At 67.6% G+C, this 19,936-nt stretch carries 15 protein-coding genes; 10 read left to right on the top strand and 5 right to left on the bottom strand.

The genetic code is table 11. The features are described from left to right. Window positions 1–10 precede the first annotated feature (10 nt). The 10 genes from ACV22W_RS06390 to ACV22W_RS06345 all read left to right on the top strand — a co-directional run bounded on the left by ACV22W_RS06390 (window position 11) and on the right by ACV22W_RS06345 (window position 13,632). A complete protein-coding gene (locus ACV22W_RS06390) occupies window positions 11–937 on the top strand; it encodes a 2-hydroxyacid dehydrogenase (protein WP_448018399.1) in 927 nt (308 codons plus the stop codon). Window positions 938–1,097: 160 nt separating this feature from the next. Continuing rightward, window positions 1,098–2,498: an aminotransferase class III-fold pyridoxal phosphate-dependent enzyme gene (locus tag ACV22W_RS06385; RefSeq protein WP_448018398.1), complete on the top strand. Its 1,401-nt coding sequence runs from the start codon at window positions 1,098–1,100 to the stop codon at window positions 2,496–2,498. Window positions 2,499–2,582: 84 nt separating this feature from the next. After that, window positions 2,583–3,074 (top strand): Lrp/AsnC family transcriptional regulator, encoded by a 492-nt coding sequence (locus ACV22W_RS06380; RefSeq protein WP_448018397.1) that lies wholly within the window; start codon window positions 2,583–2,585, stop codon window positions 3,072–3,074. Window positions 3,075–3,180: 106 nt separating this feature from the next. Further along, window positions 3,181–4,653, top strand: a complete 1,473-nt coding sequence (locus ACV22W_RS06375) for an NAD-dependent succinate-semialdehyde dehydrogenase (RefSeq protein ID WP_448018396.1) — start codon at window positions 3,181–3,183, stop codon at window positions 4,651–4,653. A 190-nt stretch (window positions 4,654–4,843) separates the two neighbouring features. Next, window positions 4,844–6,364 (top strand): diguanylate cyclase, encoded by a 1,521-nt coding sequence (locus ACV22W_RS06370; RefSeq protein ID WP_448018395.1) that lies wholly within the window; start codon window positions 4,844–4,846, stop codon window positions 6,362–6,364. A 215-nt stretch (window positions 6,365–6,579) separates the two neighbouring features. Continuing rightward, window positions 6,580–8,538, top strand: coding sequence for a phosphatase PAP2 family protein (locus tag ACV22W_RS06365; RefSeq protein ID WP_448018394.1), 1,959 nt, complete (start codon window positions 6,580–6,582; stop codon window positions 8,536–8,538). A 364-nt stretch (window positions 8,539–8,902) separates the two neighbouring features. Continuing rightward, the gene (locus tag ACV22W_RS06360) at window positions 8,903–11,008 is read left to right on the top strand and encodes a TonB-dependent siderophore receptor (RefSeq protein ID WP_448018393.1); all 2,106 of its coding nucleotides are present in this window, start codon (window positions 8,903–8,905) and stop codon (window positions 11,006–11,008) included. Window positions 11,009–11,140: 132 nt separating this feature from the next. Further along, entirely contained in the window at window positions 11,141–11,431 is a 291-nt protein-coding gene (locus tag ACV22W_RS06355; RefSeq protein WP_448018392.1) for a hypothetical protein, read from the top strand. Window positions 11,432–11,697: 266 nt separating this feature from the next. Next, a complete protein-coding gene (locus ACV22W_RS06350; protein ID WP_448018391.1) occupies window positions 11,698–12,720 on the top strand; it encodes a MerR family transcriptional regulator in 1,023 nt (340 codons plus the stop codon). Between the two features lie 54 nt (window positions 12,721–12,774). Continuing rightward, entirely contained in the window at window positions 12,775–13,632 is an 858-nt protein-coding gene (locus ACV22W_RS06345) for an alpha/beta fold hydrolase (protein ID WP_448018390.1), read from the top strand. A 421-nt stretch (window positions 13,633–14,053) separates the two neighbouring features. On the opposite strand, the gene ACV22W_RS06340 is transcribed toward ACV22W_RS06345, so the two are convergent. The 5 genes from ACV22W_RS06340 to ACV22W_RS06320 form a co-directional block, all read right to left on the bottom strand. Next, complete coding sequence (locus ACV22W_RS06340) at window positions 14,054–15,319, bottom strand: MFS transporter (protein ID WP_448018389.1); 1,266 nt, start codon at window positions 15,317–15,319, stop codon at window positions 14,054–14,056. Window positions 15,320–15,332: 13 nt separating this feature from the next. Continuing rightward, complete coding sequence (locus ACV22W_RS06335) at window positions 15,333–15,878, bottom strand: hypothetical protein (RefSeq protein ID WP_448018388.1); 546 nt, start codon at window positions 15,876–15,878, stop codon at window positions 15,333–15,335. A 40-nt stretch (window positions 15,879–15,918) separates the two neighbouring features. Next, the gene (locus ACV22W_RS06330) at window positions 15,919–16,524 is read right to left on the bottom strand and encodes a hypothetical protein (RefSeq protein ID WP_448018387.1); all 606 of its coding nucleotides are present in this window, start codon (window positions 16,522–16,524) and stop codon (window positions 15,919–15,921) included. A gap of 333 nt (window positions 16,525–16,857) precedes the next feature. Further along, window positions 16,858–18,243 (bottom strand): sigma-54-dependent transcriptional regulator, encoded by a 1,386-nt coding sequence (locus ACV22W_RS06325; protein ID WP_448018386.1) that lies wholly within the window; start codon window positions 18,241–18,243, stop codon window positions 16,858–16,860. Then, window positions 18,225–19,715 carry a sensor histidine kinase gene (locus tag ACV22W_RS06320; RefSeq protein WP_448018385.1) on the bottom strand — a complete coding sequence of 497 codons (1,491 nt, stop codon included), beginning with the start codon at window positions 19,713–19,715 and terminating at the stop codon, window positions 18,225–18,227. The genes ACV22W_RS06325 and ACV22W_RS06320 overlap by 19 nt, the downstream gene beginning before the upstream one ends. Window positions 19,716–19,936 lie beyond the last annotated feature (221 nt).

Here is a 19,936-nt window from a genome sequence, read left to right as displayed (position 1 = left end):
GGCGCGCGCGATGAGTTTCCTCTACAAGGCCGACCCCGTGCGCGGCGCGCAATGGGCGCAGCGCTTCGCGCAGCAGGCACCCGATCTCGCGTTCCGGATCTGGCCGGACGTCGGCGATCCTGAAGCCGTGCGCTATCTCGCCGCGTGGCAGCCGCCCGACGACCCGACCGCGCTGCTGCCGAATCTGGAGATCGTGTTTTCGGTCGGCGCCGGCATCGATCAGTTCGACCTGTCGCGCGTGCCCGCGCACATCCCGGTCGTGCGGATGATCGAGCCGGGCATCGTCGGAGGGATGGTCGAATACGTGACGCAGGCCGTGCTGACGATCCATCGCGACCTGTTCGACTATGCGGCGCAGCAGCGCGCGCACGTGTGGCGCGAGAAGCCGGTGCGCGCGGCCGCATCGCGCCGGGTCGGCGTGCTCGGGCTCGGCACGCTCGGGCAGGCCGTGCTCGACACGCTGCGGCGCTTCGGTTTCCCGTGCGCCGGCTGGAGTCGCACGCCGCGCGCGCTCGACGGCATCGAGTGCCATGCGGGCGACGCGGCGCTCGACGCGTTCCTCGCCCGCACCGACATCCTGATCTGCCTGCTGCCGCTCACCGACGACACGCGCGGCCTGCTCGGCACGCGCGTGTTCGACGCGCTGCCGGCGGGCGCATCGCTCGTGCAGGTCGGGCGCGGCCCGCAGCTCGATTCGACCGCGCTGCTCGCCGCCCTCGACGGTGGCCGCCTCGACAGCGCGATCCTCGACGTGACCGACCCGGAGCCGTTGCCGGCCGGTCACCCGTTCTGGACGCATCCGCGCATTCGCATCACGCCGCACATCGCCAGCGCGACGCGGCCGGACACCGCGGTCGACGCCGTGCTCGCGAACCTCGCACGCCATCGCGCGGGGCAACCGATGATCGGCGTCGTCGACCGCGCACGCGGCTACTGACGCGCGCGCCCGGCCCGGCGGGGCGCGCAGCAGAAAATGCCGAAGCGCCCCGTGCAAACACCGCTTTCGTACTTTTCAGGCCGCAAATTGAAAGCGCGTACGGATTTCTCGCCCGGTAGCATGACCTCACGCTGACACCCGACGAGAGTCCCGCACTGCCATGAACCAAGCCGCGCTGATCGAAGCCGATCGTCAACACCTGATCCACCCTGTCGTCAACTATCGTGCGCACGAGGCGCGCGGCGTCACCGTGCTCGAATCCGCCGAAGGCGTGTTCCTGCGCGACGCCGACGGCCACACGCTGCTCGATGCGTTCTCGGGCCTGTGGTGCGTGAACGTCGGCTACGGCCGCGACAGCATCGTGAAGGCCGCCGCCGAGCAGATGGCGAAGCTGCCCTACGCCACCGGTTATTTCCATTTCGGCTCGCAACCCGCGATCGAGCTGGCAGAACGGCTTGCAGCCCTCGCGCCGCCCTCGCTGAATCGCGTGTACTTCACGCTCGGCGGCTCGGATGCGGTCGACTCCGCGGTGCGTTTCATCACGCACTATTTCAACGCGACCGGTCGCCCGACGAAAAAGCACATGATCGCGCTCGAACGCGGCTATCACGGCTCGTCGTCGATCGGCGCCGGACTCACCGCGCTGCCCGCGTTCCATCGTCACTTCGACCTGCCGCGCGCGGACCAGCATCACATCCCGTCACCCTACCCGTATCGCCATCCGCTCGGCGACGATCCGCAGGCGCTGATCGCCGCGTCGGTCGTCGCGCTCGAAGCGAAAGTCGCCGAACTCGGCGCGGACAACGTCGCGGCATTCTTCTGCGAGCCCGTGCAGGGCTCCGGCGGCGTGATCGTCCCACCGGCCGGCTGGCTGAAGGCGATGCGCGACGCATGTCGGCGCCTCGGCATCCTGTTCGTCGCCGACGAGGTGATCACCGGTTTCGGCCGCACGGGCCCGCTGTTCGCGTGCGAGACCGAGCAGGTCGACCCGGACCTGATGACCGTCGCAAAGGGGCTGACCGCCGGCTATGCACCGATGGGTGCCGTGCTGATGTCCGATGAAATCTACGAAGGGATCGCGGGCAACCGCGCCGATTCGCCCGCGGTCGGCCACGGCCATACGTATTCCGCACATCCGGTCAGCGCGGCGATCGGCCTCGAAGTGCTGAAGCTCTATCACGAGGGCGGGCTGCTCGCGAACGGCTGTGCGATGGCGCCGCGTTTCGCCGCGGGGCTCGATGCGCTGCGCGCGCATCCGCTCGTCGGCGACGCTCGTTCGGCCGGCCTGCTCGGCGCCCTCGAACTGGTGGCCGACAAAACGCGCAAGACGCGCTTCGACCCTGCGCTGAACGTGCCCGACAGGATCGCCGCCGCCGCGTATGCGAACGGCGTGGTGTTTCGCGCATTCGGCGACGGCGTGCTCGGTTTCGCGCCGGCGCTGAGCTTCACTGCGGGCGAATTCGACCTGATGTTCGAGCGCGTGCGCAAGACGCTGGACGACGTGCTGGCCGATGCGGGCGTGCAGCGCGCGCTCGACGCCGCGCACGCGCAGCCGGCTTGACCGGTCAAGGGAAAGCCGGGCTTGTGGCGGCAATCGTTCGACTCTAAAGTAACCGGACATTCCATTTTTCCCTCTCACGCGAACATGACGGACAGCAAGCTGGATCGCATCGACCTGCGCATCCTCTCCCAGTTGCAAAAGCGCGGCCGCATAACCAACGTCGAACTGGCCGATGCGGTCGGGCTGTCGCCCAGTCCTTGCCTGATCCGCGTGAAGCGGCTCGAGAAGGCCGGCTATATCGGCGGCTACGGCGCGCACATCCAGCTCGAGAAACTCGGCGACGTGCAGGTCGTGTTTACCGAGGTCACGCTGGCCGATCACCGCCGCGAGGACTTCGACCGTTTCGTCGCGGCGATCCGCAACGTCGACGAGATCGTCGAGTGCCACCTCGCGAGCGGCGGCTACGACTATCTGCTGAAGTTCATCACGCGCAGCGTGAGCCATTACCAGACGATCGTCGAAGGGCTGCTCGAGCAGAACATCGGCATCGAGAAGTATTTCAGTTACGTGATCATCAAGTCGCCGTTCGTCAAACGGCACTACCCGCTCGAATCGCTGTTCGGCGAACGTCACTGACGGGCAGCGTGCGGCATCCGCGAACGCGGCGGCCCGCCGTCCGCGCGGGGAAGTCGCGCACGCGCCGCAGCCGTCGTCACCGAATCGCTCCATCCAAGGACCTGTCATGCCGCTTACCCTGTCCCGAACCGAACTCGTTCGCACCGCCAACCTGATCGACGGCGCCTGGCGCGACGCGCTCGACGGCCGCCGCTTCGACGTCGCCGATCCGGCGACGCTCGAGACCGTTGCCCACGCACCCGACAGCGGCGCGGCCGACGCACGCGCCGCGACCGATGCGGCCGCACGCGCGCTGCCCGCATGGCGCGCGACGCCGGCTCGCGAACGGGCTGCGATCCTGCGCGCATGGCATGCGGCGATCGTCGCGCACACCGACGATCTCGCGAAGCTGATGTCGCGCGAACAGGGCAAGCCACTCGCCGAAGCGCGCGGCGAAGTCGCATACGGCGCGTCGTACGTGCTGTGGTTCGCCGAGGAAGCGACGCGCACCTACGGCGACCTGATTCCGCAGCAGCAGCGCGGCAAGCGGCTGAGCGCGGTCAAGGAGCCGATCGGCATCGTCGCCGCGATCACGCCGTGGAACTTCCCGCTCGCGATGATCGCGCGCAAGATCGCCCCGGCACTCGCCGCCGGTTGCACGGTCGTCGCGAAGCCGGCCGAGGACACGCCGCTCACCGCACTCGCGCTGGCCTTCCTCGCGCAGGAGGCCGGCGTGCCGCCCGGCGTGCTGAACCTGATCGCCGCATCGCGCGAACGCGGCATCGACGCGGTGGCCGACTGGCTCGCCGACGGCCGCGTGCGCAAGATCACCTTCACCGGATCGACGCCTGTCGGCAAGCTGCTCGCGCGCGAATCAGCGGCGACGCTGAAGAAGCTGTCGCTCGAACTGGGCGGCAACGCGCCGTTCATCGTGTTCGACGATGCGGAACTCGACGCCGCGATCGACGGGCTGATGGCCGCCAAATTCCGCAACGGCGGCCAGACCTGCGTGTCGCCGAATCGCGTGTACGTCCAGGCCGGCGTCTACGATGCGTTCGCCGCGAAGCTCGCCGCGCGCGTTGCCGCGCTGAAGGTCGCGCCCGCGACCGACCCGGCCGCGCAGATCGGGCCGATGATCAACGCGCGCGCAGTCGACAAGATCGCGCGCCACGTCGGCGATGCCATCGAGCGCGGTGCGCGCGTGATCGCCGGCGGCGAGCGCCTGCGCGAGCTCGGCCCGAACTATTACGCGCCGACGGTGCTCGCCGACGCCACCGCCGACATGCAGCTGACCTGCGAGGAAACCTTCGGCCCCGTCGCTGCGCTGTTCCGGTTCGACACCGAGGACGAAGCCGTCGCGGCCGCGAACGACACGCCGTTCGGGCTCGCCGCGTATTTCTACACGCAGGACGTGCGCCGAATCGCGCGCGTGTCGGCGCGGCTCGAAACCGGCATCGTCGGTATCAACGAAGGTGCGCTCGCGAGCGAAGCAGCGCCGTTCGGCGGCGTGAAGGAATCGGGCTATGGCCGCGAAGGTTCGCGCTACGGCCTCGACGACTACCTGTCGATCAAGTACCTGTGCCAGGGCGGGCTCGACTGAGCCTGCGCGACCGCCGGGATTCGCCGCTGTCGCGTGCTCGTTGCGCGGCGCACCCCGGACGCACACGTTTGCGGCACCCGTGCAGTCATTGCGTCGCATGCCGGCCTCGATTTCCGGGCATCCCTGCCGTTAACCCGGATTTGACCAGCGCCGCTGCGGTCGCAGCCGGCTTCCCGCACGAGCGCAAGCAATGCCTGCATCCATTCCGATCGAGAAAGTTGCCGACTGGGCCGGCCGCCACCACCTGATCGTCGGCGTGCTGGGCACGCTGATGTCGCTCGCCGCGCTCGGCATCAGCGCGGCGACGCTGTGGGCCGCACGTAGCGAGGTCGTCGGCCATGCGCACGAGACGTCGCGCAACGTCGCGGCCGTCCTGGTCAGCGAGATCGCGCGCACCGTCGAGACGTCCAACAACGCGCTCGTCGCGCTCGCCACCGATCTCGGCAATCCCGCCGTCGCGCGCATGGACGCCGGGCTGCGTCATGACGTGCTGTTCGAGCGCACGGCCGCGCAATACGTGACCGGCATGGGCGTGACGGACCGCTTCGGGCGTTTGATCGACGGCTGTTGCAGCTCGACCCACAACTGGGATTTCAGCGATCGCGACTACTTCAAGGTCCATCGCGATGCGGACAACGTCGGCCTCTACGTGTCCGAGGCGTATCGCGCGCGTTCGCGCGGCAACACGGAGTCGATCGCGCTGTCGCGGCGCATCGAGCGGGCGGATCATACGTTCGACGGAATCGCGGTGGTCGCCATCGACCTCGCGTACTTCGATCGGCTTCTGTCCCGCCTGAACGTCGGGCCGCACGGCGTCAGCGCGATCCTGCGCGCCGACGGCACGATCCTCGCGAGAAACCCGCCGTTGAGCGATCACCAGATGGTCCGCCTGCGCCGCTCGAAGTCGTTCGAACGCATGGTGAGCCGCGAATCGGGCTTCTATGCGGCGCGCTCGAGCATCGACGGCGTCGTGCGGCTTTATACGTTCCAGCGGGTGCCCGGCACGCCGTTGATCGCGGTCGTCGCACCGGCCGAGCACGACGTGCTGGCCGGCACCACGCATTTGATGTGGACGGTCGGCGTGTCCGCGTCCGTCATCGGTGCGCTGTTCTGCGCGGTGGTGTGGCTGCTCGCGTTCGCGCTGCGGGACAACCTGCGCAAGCAGACGCTGCTCACCGACCTGACGCGCACCGATCCGCTCACGGGCCTGCACAACCGTCGCGCGCTCGATGCCGCACTCGCCGACGAATGGGAACGGCTGCAGCGCGGCAGCGACGGCAGCCTGTCGGTGCTGTTCATCGACGCCGATCACTTCAAGCAATACAACGACCGCTTCGGTCATGCTCAAGGCGACACCGCGCTGCGCTTTCTCGCCGAGTGCATTCGCACGCATACGCGGCGGCGCGGCGATCTTGCCGCGCGCTACGGCGGCGAGGAATTCGTCGTCGTGTTACCCGATACGGATGAAAGCGGCGCCGCGAAAGTCGCCGAAGCGATTCGCCGCGCCGTGGAGCACAACCGGCTCGACGGGTTCGACGCGACGATTCCGCCTTTCACGGTCAGCATCGGCTGCGCGACCGGGCACCGTGCGCATCCGCGGTCCGTGCACGCGTTGTCGCATCAGGCCGACCTCGCCCTCTATGCGGCGAAGCGTCAGGGCAGAAACCGCGTGTGCCGCGCCGACGCGGAATGGGTCGCCCAACCGGCGTGAGCGCGCAGGATCCGATCGTCTTTTCGAACGCACGCGCTGGCCGGACCGGACATCGCCGACGGCCCGATCGCCCCCGCCGATACGTTCAGCATCACGAATTCACCAAATAGTGAGAATTCGGGCGAATCGACCGCGACCCGAAACAAATCCGTAACGGCTGCGTCACGATCGCCCATGACAATCCGCCATCTTCGACACTCACGATGGAGCCTTGCATGTTTGCGTCACGAAGCCGTTTTCCGCTGCACGTCGCAGCATTGTCGAGTGCGATCGTTCTCGCCGCGTGCGGCGGCGGCGACGATGTCGCATCGACCACCACGACCAGCGCGGCCATGCCGGCACCGCCGGCCGACCCCGGCTTCGTCGACAGCGCGCCCGTGCCGAGCGTGCCGGCCTTCGTCGACAACATCGCGACCAACCAGCGCGGCGACGCGCGCTATGCCACGCTGTCGACCAACGCGGCCGTGCGCGTGGTGAGCCGCTTCCTCGACCTGTGGCAGCCGGCGACGATGCTCGTCGACGCCGGCGTGAGCGCGCCGGCCAACGGCGCGTTCCCGGCGATCTCGCCATCGACCTGCTCGGGCCTGCCCGGCAGCGGCTCGCCGTGCGGCACGATCCTGAATGACACGGTCCTGGCCGCCAACGTTCAATACGTGGTCAGCGCGACGACCGCACGCACGCAGCAACAGGCCGACGCCGCGTACTTCGACGACCGGCGCGGCAAAGGCTACAGCGTGACCGACGGCATGGGTCCGCTCACCGGCGCGTGGCGCGCGGCGGCGCAGCAGACGACCAGCATCACCAGCGTGCCCGCCGATGCGACGACGGTGCTGTACAACGATTCCGGCAACAACGTCGGTGTCGGCAGCAGCACGAACGCGAGCTTCGGCAAGGTCGTCGATCTGCTCAACGAAATGGGCAACAACGCGTCGACCGAACCGTCGAAGCGTTTCTACAAGTACGCGCGGCCGTATCGCTGGAGCGCGAGCGTCGTCGTCGCGCCCTCGCTCGTGCCGGCGGAAAGCACGACGCCCGCGACCGACGGCGGCTTCATCAGCGGCCATGAGGCCGAGGCGATGCGCGATGCGATGACGATGGCGTGGCTCGTTCCGGAGCGCTTCCAGGAGATGGTCGGACGCGGCCTCGAACTGGGCGAGAACCGGATCCTCGCCGGCATGCACTCGCCGCTCGACGTGATCGGCGGCCGCATGCTCGCGCTGGCCGTCAGCACCGCGAACCTGACCGCGTATGCGAGCGATGCGCAGGCGGCGTACGGTCAGGCCCACCAGGCGCTGCAGCAGCTCACGGGGACGACCGACATGACGTTCGCCGCCTTCGCGCACTCGGGCACGACGGCCACCGACCGCTTCGCCGATTACGCGACGAACAAGGCGGCTTTCGCGCGCCGCCTGACGTTCGGCTTCGGCGCGATCGAGTCGACCGACGCGCCGCCCGTCGTGCCGAAGGGCGCGGAGATCCTGCTGCAGACGCGCTTCCCCTATCTGAGCGCGGACCAGCGCCGCGTCGTGCTGAAGACCACCGAACTGCCGTCCGGCTATCCGGTCATGGACGATGCCGAAGGCTGGGGCCGCCTCAACCTGTTCAGCGCGGCCGACGGTTACGGTGCGTTCAACGGCAACGTGATCGTGTCGATGGACGCTTCGCGGGGCGGGTTCAATACCGCCGACCTGTGGCGCAACGACATCGCCGGCGCGGGCAAGCTGACGCTGCAAGGCAGCGGCACGCTGACGCTGGCGGGCAACAACAGCTATGCGGGCGGCACGCAGGTGAGCGGCGGCATGCTCGCCGCGGCATCGGCGAGCGCGTTCGGCAATGGCGACGTGTATGTCGGCTCGGGCGGCAGCGTGAGGATTGCCGCCAGCGCGCCGGTGGTCATCGCGACGCGCTATACGCAGCTCGACAACACGACGCTCGAACTCGACATCGACGGCAACGGGGGCGGCCGCCTGCGCGTCGGCGGCCCGCTCACCGTCGCGGGCGGCACGCTGCACGTAAAGTTCGTAAACGGTTATGCGCCCAAGGCCGGCGACACCATCGCGCTGATCGACGGCGCAGCGGCTTCCGCGAAGTTCTCGGCGGTGACGGTCGACGGGTTCAAGGCGACGCCGCTTTATACGGCGACGGGCGTGTCGGTCAGGTTGTCGGCGGCGTAACCGCCCCTTGCCACGGCGCCGCCTGCGGGCGGCTTCAGGCAGTTGAAGGCGCGTGGCGCCGCCGCCCGCCCGATGGACACGCGGGCGACGAATCGGGGGCGCGCCCGTTTCGTCGTCGAGTCGTTCGCCGGCCGCCACGCCACGACCTGACGCCGGCGCCTGCTCACATCCCACCTTCCGTGACGCGTCCCGCGTGACGCGCCGCTTGCAGCCCGCATCACATCATCCCCGAGCGCATGAAATTGAGATTGCAAATGCCTCTCATTTGCATTAAATTTCGGCGCGAATGTACTGTCTGGAACATAGCCGTCGGCGCAAGGCCCATCCACCGTGCCCGAATGCAATCCACATCAAGGGACGGGGAATGAGCAGGAAGAACTGGGCGGCCGCACCAATGGCCATCGTCGTCGGCGCGGCCGGCCTGAGCACCGCCGACGCGCAGGAAGCAACGCTGCCCACCATCGAGATCTCGGGGCAGCGCGCGAGCGCGCCGTTTCGCACGCGCGAATCGACGAGCGCGACGCGCAGCGAGGCAGACGTGATGGAGATTCCGTTTGCGGTCAGCAGCGTCGATGCGAAACTCGTGCAAACCGTCGCCGCGACACGCGGCGAGGACCTGTACGACTGGGTCGCGGGTGTCTCGCGGCAGAACAACTTCGGCGGCCTGTGGGACAACTACGCGGTGCGCGGCTTCGCCGGAGACGGCAACACGTCCGGCACCGACTACCTCGTCAACGGCTTCTCGTGGAACCGCGGGATCAGCGTCCCGCGCGACACGGTCAACCTCGAGCGCATGGAAGTGCTCAAGGGGCCCGCGTCTGCGCTATACGGCCGCGGCGATCCGGGCGGGCTCATCAGCTATACGACCAGGCAGCCGCAGTTCACGCGCTCGAACACCGTCGGCGTGTCGGCCGGCAGCTACGGCGCGTTGCGCGAGACGCTTGATTCAACCGGGCCCGTCACGAAGTCGCTCGCGTACCGCTTCGTCGCGATGAACGAGAACAACGGCAGCTTCCGCGATACGGTGTCGAGCAAACGCTACCTGTTCGCGCCGTCGTTCACGTGGGACATCGACGCGGACACGACGCTCCACTACGAATTCGAGAGTGCACGACAGCGCGCACCGCTCGATCGCGGCGTGGTCGCGGTGGGCGGGCAGCTCGGCGCGATTCCGGCTTCGCGCTTTCTCGGCGAGCCCCGCGACGGCGACTACGACGTGCGCAACGCGGGCCACCAGTTCACGCTCGAGCATCGCATCGATGCCAGCTGGTCGATCAACGCCGGTTTCGCGCAGCGCACCACCGACTTGTCCGGACGATCGTCCGAGGCGTTCGCGCTGCAGCCCGACGGCCGCACGCTGTGGCGCCGCTACCGTCAAGTCGCGTTTCATTCGAACGATCTGCAAGGCCGCGTCGAGACGACCGGCGCGTTCCGCACCGGCGGCATCGGCCACACGCTCGTGGTGGGCGTCGATGCGTACCGCTTCAACTACGACCAGTTCGTCGCGCGCTCGACGCCGACTGCCGCCGCGCCGTATGCAATCGACATCTTCGACCCCGTCTACGGTCAGCCGGCACCCGTGCCGCGCACCGCGACCAATCTGCTCGAGCGCGACGACGGTCAGGGGCTCTATGCGCAGGACACGCTCGCGTTCGGGCCGCACTGGAAAATCCTCGCGGGACTGCGCTGGGATCGCTTTCACCAGTCGATCGAGAATCGCCTGAAGGGCACGACGAGCAGCCAGTTGCAGACTGCATTGAGTCCGCGCATCGGCATCGTGTATGAGATGAGCCCAGCGTTTTCCGTGTATGCGAACACCGCGTATTCGTTCCGGCCGAACAACGGCGCCGACGTCAACGGCCGCGCGTTCGATCCGGAGAAGGGGCATGGCTCTGAGGTCGGCGCGAAATGGGCCGGCGCACGCTGGCTCGCGACCGTCGCGGCGTTTCACGTCAACAAGCGCAACGTGCTGACCGCCGACCCGGCCAATGCGGGCTTCTCGCGCGCGGCCGGCGAAGTGCGCAGCCGTGGCGTCGAATTCGAATGGAACGGCGACCTGGGCCATGGCGTGCGCGGCCTCGTCAACCTTGCTTATGTCGATGCGCAGGTCACGCGCGACGCCGTGCTGACACCCGGCGCGCGCCTCGTCGACATTCCATGCCTGAGCGGCAGCGCACTGCTCATGTACGAAACCGCGGTCCCGTTCGCGGACAAGGCCGGGGCCGGCGCGGGTGTGATCTATGTCGGGCGCAGGGCCGGCAACACCGCGAACACACAGGACGGTTTCGAACTGCCGGCCTACGCGACCGTACAACTCAACGGCTACGTGCAGGTCAACAAGCACCTGCGTGCGTCGGTCGTGCTGAACAACCTGTTCAATCGCACCACCTACGTCAGCTCCTACAACAGCCTGTGGGTCACGCCGGGCGCACCGCGCAGCCTGTTTGCGTCGCTCGCCTACGCGTTCTAGCCTGATTCGGTATCCCGTTGGCATGCGCTTTCGCACAGATATTGACAAATTTCCCACACTCTTCGCGCAACTCATTCGTTAGCATTGTTGCCCTGCTTTTCCGATTCATATTTTCGCAACGAATGGTGAAAAATGAAGAAACCCATCCGACATGCAACCATGGCATTTGCTCTTTTGATATGCGCACAGCTTTCGAACGCGCACGCCATTGCTGCTGACACACCACAATCCAATGGCGCCCTGCCAGTGACGCCGCCTCGACCGGATTCCATTTCGCAGCGCGTGAAAGTCAGTTTGTCGAGCGCGGAAACGACGCTCGTCCTTCCATGGTTCGTGGAGGAACTGATCGCGACAGCGAACACCAGCCGTTCACTAGATGAAGCAGCCAGCGATTATGCCGGGCGCTTGAAGCGTGGCCTTTGACCAATAGTCCGTTGCCCAGCCCTGGAATAGCCTGACAGTCGCCAGAAACCAGAACGCCCGATTCGCCGCATCGGGCGTTTTCTGTTTCAGGGTGGCAAGGGGCTTCTCGCGGTTGTCGATGCAGGGTGCCGAATACTGCGAGGCCGGTCGCTGACGATGGCACCCCTTGCAGGAATTTGACGGCCGATTGTCCGATGGGATAATCCATCCTCGCCGTCGTGTACGACGGATATCCGCCATGTTTCGTATTGTCGACGGAGTCTTATATGCCATTAACGGTTGGCATGCTCGCCCGGCGTTGCGGCATCACCGTCCGCGCATTGCACTACTACGATCAAACAGGCCTGCTGAAGCCGATCGGCCGCTCCACCTCGGGCTACCGGCTGTACGACGAAGCCAGTGTGTCGACGATCAAGACGATCCAGGCACTGCGTGGTCTGGGGCTGACACTGGACGCGATCGCACGGATGCTGCGTAACCGGCAGATCGCCTTGGCGGAAGTGATTGCCGAGAGCCGGCTTGCAATCGACGCTGAACTCGCAAGATTGAACACGCTGAACGAGCGGCTCGGAGTGCTGCAAGCCGCCTCCGATTCCGGCATGACCTGGCTTGATGCGGACTGGCCGGAAACACTCGCGTTGCTCGAGCGATATCGCGCGCATTTCAACACGGCCGAAATCGCGAAGATTCTCGCGCGCTGGAAGGACATGGAAGCGGCCCTGTCGACATTGTTTGCGGATGTGCGCGACGCAATGGATCGGCATGTCCCGCCCGCCTCCGGCGAAGCGCAGAAGCTCGCGTATCGCTGGCTCGCCATCGCGATGCAATGGATGGAGGGCGACATCGCCATCACGCGGCGCTGGCGGCAGCTGCATGACGAAACGGCGCCGGCCCCCGACCATACGGGGCTCGACCGTACACTGATCGACTACATCGAACAGGCGGCCCGCCTGCAGGTGGCGGCCTGGCGGCGCCATCTGACGGAAGACGACATCCAGCGCCTCGACAAGACGCTGTCGGCGGAGTGGGTCACACTCGGCGCGGACGTCAGACTGGCAATCGCTTGTGGGGCCGACAATGGAGATTCCGCCGCGCTCGCGAGCCGTTGGCACTCGCTGCTCGAGCGAACGACGCACGGCGACGTCGCGTTACGCGGCAAGCTGCTACGGGCACTGCTTGACGAGCCGATTCTGCAAGCGGGCCATCCAATGAGCCCCGACGTACTCACATGGCTTCGACGTCAGGAAGCCGCCGTCGCATACGACGACAACGATGAGTCTGGCGCTTGACCCTCACGTGGACGTCAGGGTTCATGCTCGCACCTTTTCATCAGGAGATGGCGCATGAACCTCACACCGGACGAATCGAACCTGTTCCGGCTCGGTACACGTCCCGTTCGAACGATGCAACTCGACGGCGGCATCCTGGCCGCACAGGTGGGTCGCGAACCGCCAGCGGTCATCGTACTGAACGGCGGACAAGCATTCGTCTCGAAGACGACCTCGCGTCGGCTGCGGCGCGACCTGCTCCGCGTTGCCGGCATTTTGCCGCCCGACACACCATTCGTATTGCTCGGGTATCCTGACAAGCCCGGCATGCAATACCGAATCACCGACATCGTCGAGCATATCGCGCGTGGCATCGCCACGCATTGGCGGTGCACGACGCTCATCGGCATCTCATTCGGCGGCGTCGTGGCGGCGCGCCTCGCGGCCGCCCACCCGGAACGCGTCTCACGACTCGGGCTGGTTTCGAGTGCGCATCGCCTTTCCCCGGACGGCTGCCGGCTCATCGAGCAGCAAATCGCTCATACGACCCGCTCCGATTTCGTCCGTCTGCTCGAAACGATGTCCGGATGCTTCCGCGCAAGCTGGCGCAACATGCTCCTGCGCGCGGCGTTGCTCAGTCGACGCCGCCACGTCGCGTCGTCGGTCAACGAGCGGCACGTCATTGTCCGCACCCTGCGCGCATTGCGGGACGACGCACGTGACGATTCGCCGTGGCCGCGGCGGATCCGTGCAGATACGTTGATCGTCGGTGGCGCCGACGACCCGATTTTCGCCGAGGCCGCGCTCGAAACTTCCGCGTGGGTGCCGTCGGTGACCCACCATGCGCTGCCCGGCGAAGGGCATATGGTGATGATCGAGCGCCGGAAGCAGGTTGCGCGACTCGTTCGGAACTGGCTCGACCCACGAGCTTGATTTTCTCGTCCGACGTATACGCCTGCGCATGATCGATCCAGTGATATCCGCGAGGCTATGCCACTGCCTCGTGGACAGGCGTATCCGCAAATATCCGTTATCCCTTCATATGATTCCTGAAACGGCCTCTCAAACTTTCCGTTTCGTCGAAACAATGTCGCTAATTTTCCGCTGCTGCATCTCACTCGCCATCCTGACATTTTCAGCCACCAAAAATTCAGGAAACGAATATTCGCTCTCGCGTGGCAGGGGTACTGCACCTCGATCTGGCGGTGCCATTGCTGTTCGCGGGCAAGAATGAAATCGTCCTGACGGGGAACCGTACACGCGGCGACAGGCCGTCATATGCAATTACTTCGTATCACGAATGAAATGGAGTTCGTCGAGAGACCGGGGACAGCCATGGAGACGGAATGAGCTTTCACGACGATGCAACCGTCAGCTCGACCTGCTTGCCGCACACGCCGCTCAGCGCTCGCGCATGGCCGAGCCAGAGCGCGAGCGCGCCCGTCGACACGGCCCCCAGCACGCAGAACGCAGTCGGATAACCGAAGTGCTGCACGAGCACGCCGCCGAGCACGGGACTAAGCGCCGCGCCGATACCCTGCGCGGTCGCGACGGCGCCCTGCCCGACGTTCACGCGGCCGGAACCGTGCAGCAGGCGCACGACGAGCGCAGGCACCACCACGCTTTGCAGGCCTGCGCCGATGCCGTCCAGCACTTGCACCGGCCAGACGCCCGCCTCGCTCATCAGCACGGCGGCAAGCGCACCGCGCACGGGCAACGCGAGATAGGAAATCAGCAGCACTCGCCAATAACCGTGTGCACGAATCAGCCGAGGCGCGAGCCACGCCGCCGCGATCATCACGAGCTGCGCGATGACGATGGTTTGCGCGGTGAACATGCTCGCGTTGCTGCGATGCGTGGCGACCACGCCCATCCCGTAGAGCGGCAGCATCGCCGCGTTGCCGAGATGGAACAGCGCGAGCGACGCGCCGAGCAGGACCAGCGGCCGGTTCGAGGCCAGCGTGCGCAAGCCGCCGACGTGCGGTGCCAGTGTTCCGTCGAACGCCTCTTCATGCGCGGCCGACGTTCGAGGCACGGCATTCTCCGTGTCGAGACCGCGTGCGCACGCGTGGTCGATGGCTCGCCCGGGAATCGCCAACGTACTCGCGATCGCGAGGATCGTGAACACGGCGACGAGCGCGAACACCGCGTCGAATCCAGCATGCCAGCCGAGCCATCCGGCGAGCGCCGCACCCACCACGTTGCCCGCATGGTTCGCCATCTGATTGCGGCCGAATTGCCGGTCGAAGTCCTGCCGGCGCGCGATGCCGAGCGTCACGCCCGCGACCGCCGGCGCCAGCGCCGCGCCGCCGACGGCGGCCAGTATCTGCGACGCCGCCACCGCCGGATAGCCGTCGGCGAACATCAACGCCAGCGAGGCCAGCGTCGTCACGGCGATGGCCACAATGATCAGCGCGCGCTTCGCGCGCAGCGCATCGACGAGCGCGCCGGCCGGCGGCGTCGAGGCCATCGCGGCGAGCCCGGCCAGCGTCATGACCGAGCCGATCGCGTCGGCGCTCCAGCCGCGCGACAGCAGGATCACGCCGACGAACGGGCCGATGCCGGCCTGCACGTCGGCCAGGAAGAAATTGAGCGCCTCGAGCGCGCGCGCCGGTCTCATGGTCGACGTGCGGTCATTCGTCGTCCGCATCGACAAGTTCGCCGATCTCGTTCACCTCGAGCACGGCGCCGTATCGAGTGACGACCCCATGCCCCCACACCATGACATGGGCACCGGGCCGCAGATAGTCGCTCAGTTCGGCTGCCGCATGCGGCGGCAGCCGCAACGTGACACCGCTCGTCAGCAACGCGCCGTTCAGCTCGCCTTTCGGGCCGTGCAGCGCGAACGCGACTTCGCCGCTCATCTCCATCAGCTTGCGGCCGCCATGCGGCGGCTTCGGCGCACCGTGCACGGGCCCGTCGTCGACGATGTCGACGCCGTGACGTCCGGTCAGTTGCACGGCCGCGATCATCGTGACGCCGCGCAATTTGACACCACGCACGCTGATGCGGTCGCCTACCTCGACATGGCGGACCAGGTCGCGGCCGAGATGCGGCGGCACGTGAACCTGCAGGTCGCCGTTCAGGATCAGGCCGTCGATTTCTCCGCGCGGATTGAGCAGGAACTGCGTGACGCGGCCACGCGTTTCGGGCAGGCAGGCGGGATCGATCCAGTGCATGACGGGGCTCCTTGCGGGATAGCGAAAAGTCGTTGCGAGATCAACGCGCGACGGCGTCATAGAGCTCCACGACCTGGTCCGGCGAGCCGAACGCCGTTGCCTGCAGCGCTTCGCCGTAGGCGTTGCGCGTGCCGTACCCGACCGCGGCAACCCGCACGCCGGGCACGAGCAGCCGGCCGAACTGCTGGGCGGCCGGCACGGTCAACTTGACGATTGCGCCGTTGTCGAGCATCACGCCGTCCGGCTCGCCGCGCGGCGCGCGCGTGACGTGTCGCACGACGCCGGACACGCTGAGCCTGGCGAGGTTGACGCCGCGCAACATGGGCGGCACCGGCGCGGCAAGCGCCGGCGGCGGGTCGGACAGCAATGCGCCGGTGCGATCGTTGCGCACGACGTGCGCATGAATCTCGTCGCCGTAGCGACGTTCGCCGGCCACCGTCACCCGTTCGCCCTGCCGCGCGAACGCGTTCCATTGCGTGCCGAGATGCGGTGGCAGGCGGACGAACGTCCCGTCGGTCAGCTCGAAGCCGTCGACCGCACCTTCAGGGTTGATCGTCAGGCGCGAAAGCGGGCCGGACACGAGCGCATTCGCATCCGGGGCGAAGCCGTTGCCGGGACCGGCAGGCAAATGGCGCGGAGGCGGCACGGCATCGACTCCGGGCGGCACGGCGGCGGGCGGCGGTGGCGGCATCTGGGCCCCGCTCGCCGTCGCCGCGGCGATGAATGCGACGGCGCAGAGGCCGCGCAAGGTGCGTCGGATGACCGCGCGGCGCGACGGCCGCGATCGGGCGGCGGAAGGGAACGACATCATGACGGGCTCCAGCGAAGGGTTGCGATGCACCGATATCTGCAACCCGCGTGCCAGCATGCGCGCGCCCGCCTGGCGGGGCATCGGACGACGCACCGCGCGAAAGGTGTCGGAATTCCCGACACCTTTCGCCTGCCGTTGTCGGGAATCCCGACAGTTGCAGCGGCGCGGCTAGTCGTCGCGCTCGATACCCAGATGCGCGATGCGCGAATAGAGCGACTGACGACCGATGCCGAGCTGCCGCGCCGCCTCCGCGCGATTGCCGTTCGCACGCTCGAGCGCGCGCAGGATCGCGGCGCGCTCGAGCGCCGCCAGCGCCTCGGGCAACGGCATGTCGAGCAGGCCGGCCGGCAGCGCGAGCGCGTCGCCGCCGGAATGGTGCGTCGGCACGACGCCGAGCCCGAGATCGGCCGCGGCGACAGCCGGCCCGGGCGCCAGCGCGGCGGCCCGCTCCATCACGTTGCGCAGTTCCCGCACGTTGCCGGGCCAGCGATGATCGAGCAATGCCCGCTGGGCATCGTTCGTCAGATGCAACGGACGCGCGCCGGCCGCACACGCCAGAAAATGAGCGGCCAGCGGAAGGATGTCGGCCACGCGGTCCGCGAGTGGCGGCAGGTGCAACGGAATCACGTTCAGGCGATAGAACAGGTCTTCGCGAAACGTCCCGTTCGCGACGGCCGCACCGAGATCGCGGTGCGTCGCGGCCACCACGCGAATGTCGATGGCCGTCGGACGATCCGCACCGAGCGGCGTCACCTGGCGTTCCTGCAGCGCGCGCAGCAGCTTGGCCTGCATGGCCGCGGGCATGTCACCGATCTCGTCGAGAAACAGCGTGCCGCCGTCGGCCTCGACGAGCCGCCCGGCACGATCGACGTGAGCGCCCGTAAACGCCCCGCGGCGATGCCCGAACAGTTCGCTTTCGAGCAGATCGGCTGGAATGGCCGCGCAGTTGACCGCGACGAACGGCTGCGCATGCCGCATCGACGCGGCATGCAGCACGCGCGCCGCCACTTCCTTGCCGGTGCCCGTCTCGCCGGTGACGAGCACGGTCGCGTCGCTTGTCGCCGCGCGGCCGATTTGCTTTTGCACGTCGCGCATCGCAGCGCTCACGCCCAGCAGCCTGGGGCGGTTCGATGCGGGTTCGCGCGCAAATCCGTCGCCGTGGGGCTCGGCGACCGCCGGCGGCTGGTTGGCGGAAACGATCCGCGCGAGCAGTTGCGCGATGTCGCGACGCCCGATCGGCTTCGTCAGGTGATCGAACGCACCGAGCCGCATTGCGTCGATCGTGTTGTCGCTGGTCGCATGGGCCGTCAGCATCACGACCGGAATGGCGGCCAGTGCGGGATCGTCGCGCAATTGCACGAGGACGGCGAGCCCGTCCAGGTCCGGCAGGCGGAAATCCAGGAAGATGCAATCGATGCGGCCGCCGTCGCGCAGCATGCTCAATGCCGCCTGGCCGGTCCCGGCTTCGACGACCCGATGACCGAGATCGGCAAGCGTCTCGGCCAGGCCGTCGCGAAAGGCGGCGTCGTCGTCGACTATGAGGAGAGTTGCCATGGGATTTCAATGACGAAGGATGCGCCGCGCGGTGCGTCGTCGAGCCACGCCTGGCCGCCATGCGCCGCAGCCACTTCGCGGACCACGGCGAGACCGAGGCCGGTTCCATCCGCACGCCCCGTCACGAATGGTTCGAAAATCCGCTCGCGCTGCGCGGCGGGAACCCCGGGGCCGCTGTCCGACACGGTGAACCGCAGCCAGTCGCGCCCGGCGAACGTGCGACGCGCGGTGGCGACCGTAACCGCTCCACCGTCGCCGGCATGGCGCAGCGCATTGAGCAACAGGTTGTCGAGCGCCCGGCGCATCTGGTCGGGATCGAACACGGGAAAACCGGACGGTTGCGCGACGCGCACGCCGTGCGACCATGCGAGATCGATCGCTTGCCGCTGCGCCAGTTCGCGGTGCGGGTCGACCACCTGCGCGAGCCATGCGTCGACATCGACGCGCGTCGCGTGCGGGCTGACCGGCTGCGTCAGCGCAAGCAGCCCCGACAATTGCGCATCGATGCGTTCGATCTGCGCCAGAATCACGCGCAGCGCATCCTGCTGTCGGCGGCTATCGCCAGCCAGCGCGTTTTCGGCTTTCAGCCGCATCGCCCCCATCGGATTGCGAATCTCGTGCGCCATCTGGGCGGCCAGTTTGCCCAGCATCCCGAAGCGTTCCGCCTGCGCGAGCCGCGTGCGGAGTTCGGCGGCCTGCTGTTGCAGGTGTTCGGCGCGCCGTGCACGCGCGTTGAATGCATCGATGATCCGGTCGAGATCCGGCTCGCCGACGTACGGCAAGTGCGGTGCACGGCCGTCGGGCGCCAACCCGGCTTCGATCCGCGCGAGATTGCTCCTCCAGCGCCGCAATGCAATGGCCAACGCCGCCGCGAGAGCGAGGATCACCGCGAGCACGCCGGCAAGGCCCATCGCAAGCAGCTCGCCGTGCCTGCCGAGCGGCGGGCGGGCGCGCGTCAGCATCCAGGCGAACAGTCCCGATCCGGCGCGAACCGGACACGCTGCCGCAACCACGGCATCCTGCGCTCCCTCGACGACGTTCGATGTCGCGGCGCGCGTCGCTGCGGCCGCACGCAGCGTCCGGAGAATCAATGGTGTTTCCGCGTCAGGAACGTCGCGCTTGATTCCGCTGCCTTGATAAGTGGGAAAGGAATACGCGAGAAATCCGCCCGCGGCGGGTGCGCTGCCGGCCGCCCAGAACCCGCCTTCCATGTCCGGCGCACGGGCCAGAACGATATCGAGGATCGCATGCATCAGCGCAGAATCCGGCTGCGCGCCGGCCGACGCCGCGGAGGTGTCGTAACGCGAGGCGACCGCTTCGCAGGCCGCCTCGCCCGCGGCCCGTGCGCCGGCGATCTGCTGACCCTCGGCGAAACCGGCCATGGTCCAGACGACCGCGACCAGCGTCGCGCAGAGCGCCGCGACGAGCGCCCAGAGCATGACGAGTTGAGTGGAAAACGGCGGACGCTTCATCGGATCGGGCGGTCGGTAGAGGGCGACAGGATAGCGCAAAGCATCCTGCGCCGGCCCGGCGCAGCCGGTCGACTTGCGACGCCGGGATATCGACGACCGGCTCCCGGCATCGAATACGGCGACGGTGCAGCGCCCGTTCACGAGCCGGTCAGCGACATCGAATCACGCCGCTCCGTCTGTCCGGCCACTGGGACAACCGCGTGGCACCGGGACACGACGGT

Source organism: Burkholderia sp. AW49-1 (genome assembly GCF_053427845.1).
This window is presented reverse-complemented; position numbering and strand designations above follow the sequence as displayed.

Coding starts and splice junctions, on each gene's coding strand:
- ACV22W_RS06335 (WP_448018388.1), bottom strand. CDS start 15,878: ATGCACTGGATCGATCCCGCCTGCCTGCCCGAAACGCGTGGCCGCGTC.
- ACV22W_RS06370 (WP_448018395.1), top strand. CDS start 4,844: ATGCCTGCATCCATTCCGATCGAGAAAGTTGCCGACTGGGCCGGCCGC.
- ACV22W_RS06340 (WP_448018389.1), bottom strand. CDS start 15,319: ATGAGACCGGCGCGCGCGCTCGAGGCGCTCAATTTCTTCCTGGCCGAC.
- ACV22W_RS06325 (WP_448018386.1), bottom strand. CDS start 18,243: ATGGCAACTCTCCTCATAGTCGACGACGACGCCGCCTTTCGCGACGGC.
- ACV22W_RS06385 (WP_448018398.1), top strand. CDS start 1,098: ATGAACCAAGCCGCGCTGATCGAAGCCGATCGTCAACACCTGATCCAC.
- ACV22W_RS06365 (WP_448018394.1), top strand. CDS start 6,580: ATGTTTGCGTCACGAAGCCGTTTTCCGCTGCACGTCGCAGCATTGTCG.
- ACV22W_RS06320 (WP_448018385.1), bottom strand. CDS start 19,715: ATGAAGCGTCCGCCGTTTTCCACTCAACTCGTCATGCTCTGGGCGCTC.
- ACV22W_RS06345 (WP_448018390.1), top strand. CDS start 12,775: ATGAACCTCACACCGGACGAATCGAACCTGTTCCGGCTCGGTACACGT.
- ACV22W_RS06350 (WP_448018391.1), top strand. CDS start 11,698: ATGCCATTAACGGTTGGCATGCTCGCCCGGCGTTGCGGCATCACCGTC.
- ACV22W_RS06355 (WP_448018392.1), top strand. CDS start 11,141: ATGAAGAAACCCATCCGACATGCAACCATGGCATTTGCTCTTTTGATA.
- ACV22W_RS06375 (WP_448018396.1), top strand. CDS start 3,181: ATGCCGCTTACCCTGTCCCGAACCGAACTCGTTCGCACCGCCAACCTG.
- ACV22W_RS06380 (WP_448018397.1), top strand. CDS start 2,583: ATGACGGACAGCAAGCTGGATCGCATCGACCTGCGCATCCTCTCCCAG.
- ACV22W_RS06360 (WP_448018393.1), top strand. CDS start 8,903: ATGAGCAGGAAGAACTGGGCGGCCGCACCAATGGCCATCGTCGTCGGC.
- ACV22W_RS06390 (WP_448018399.1), top strand. CDS start 11: ATGAGTTTCCTCTACAAGGCCGACCCCGTGCGCGGCGCGCAATGGGCG.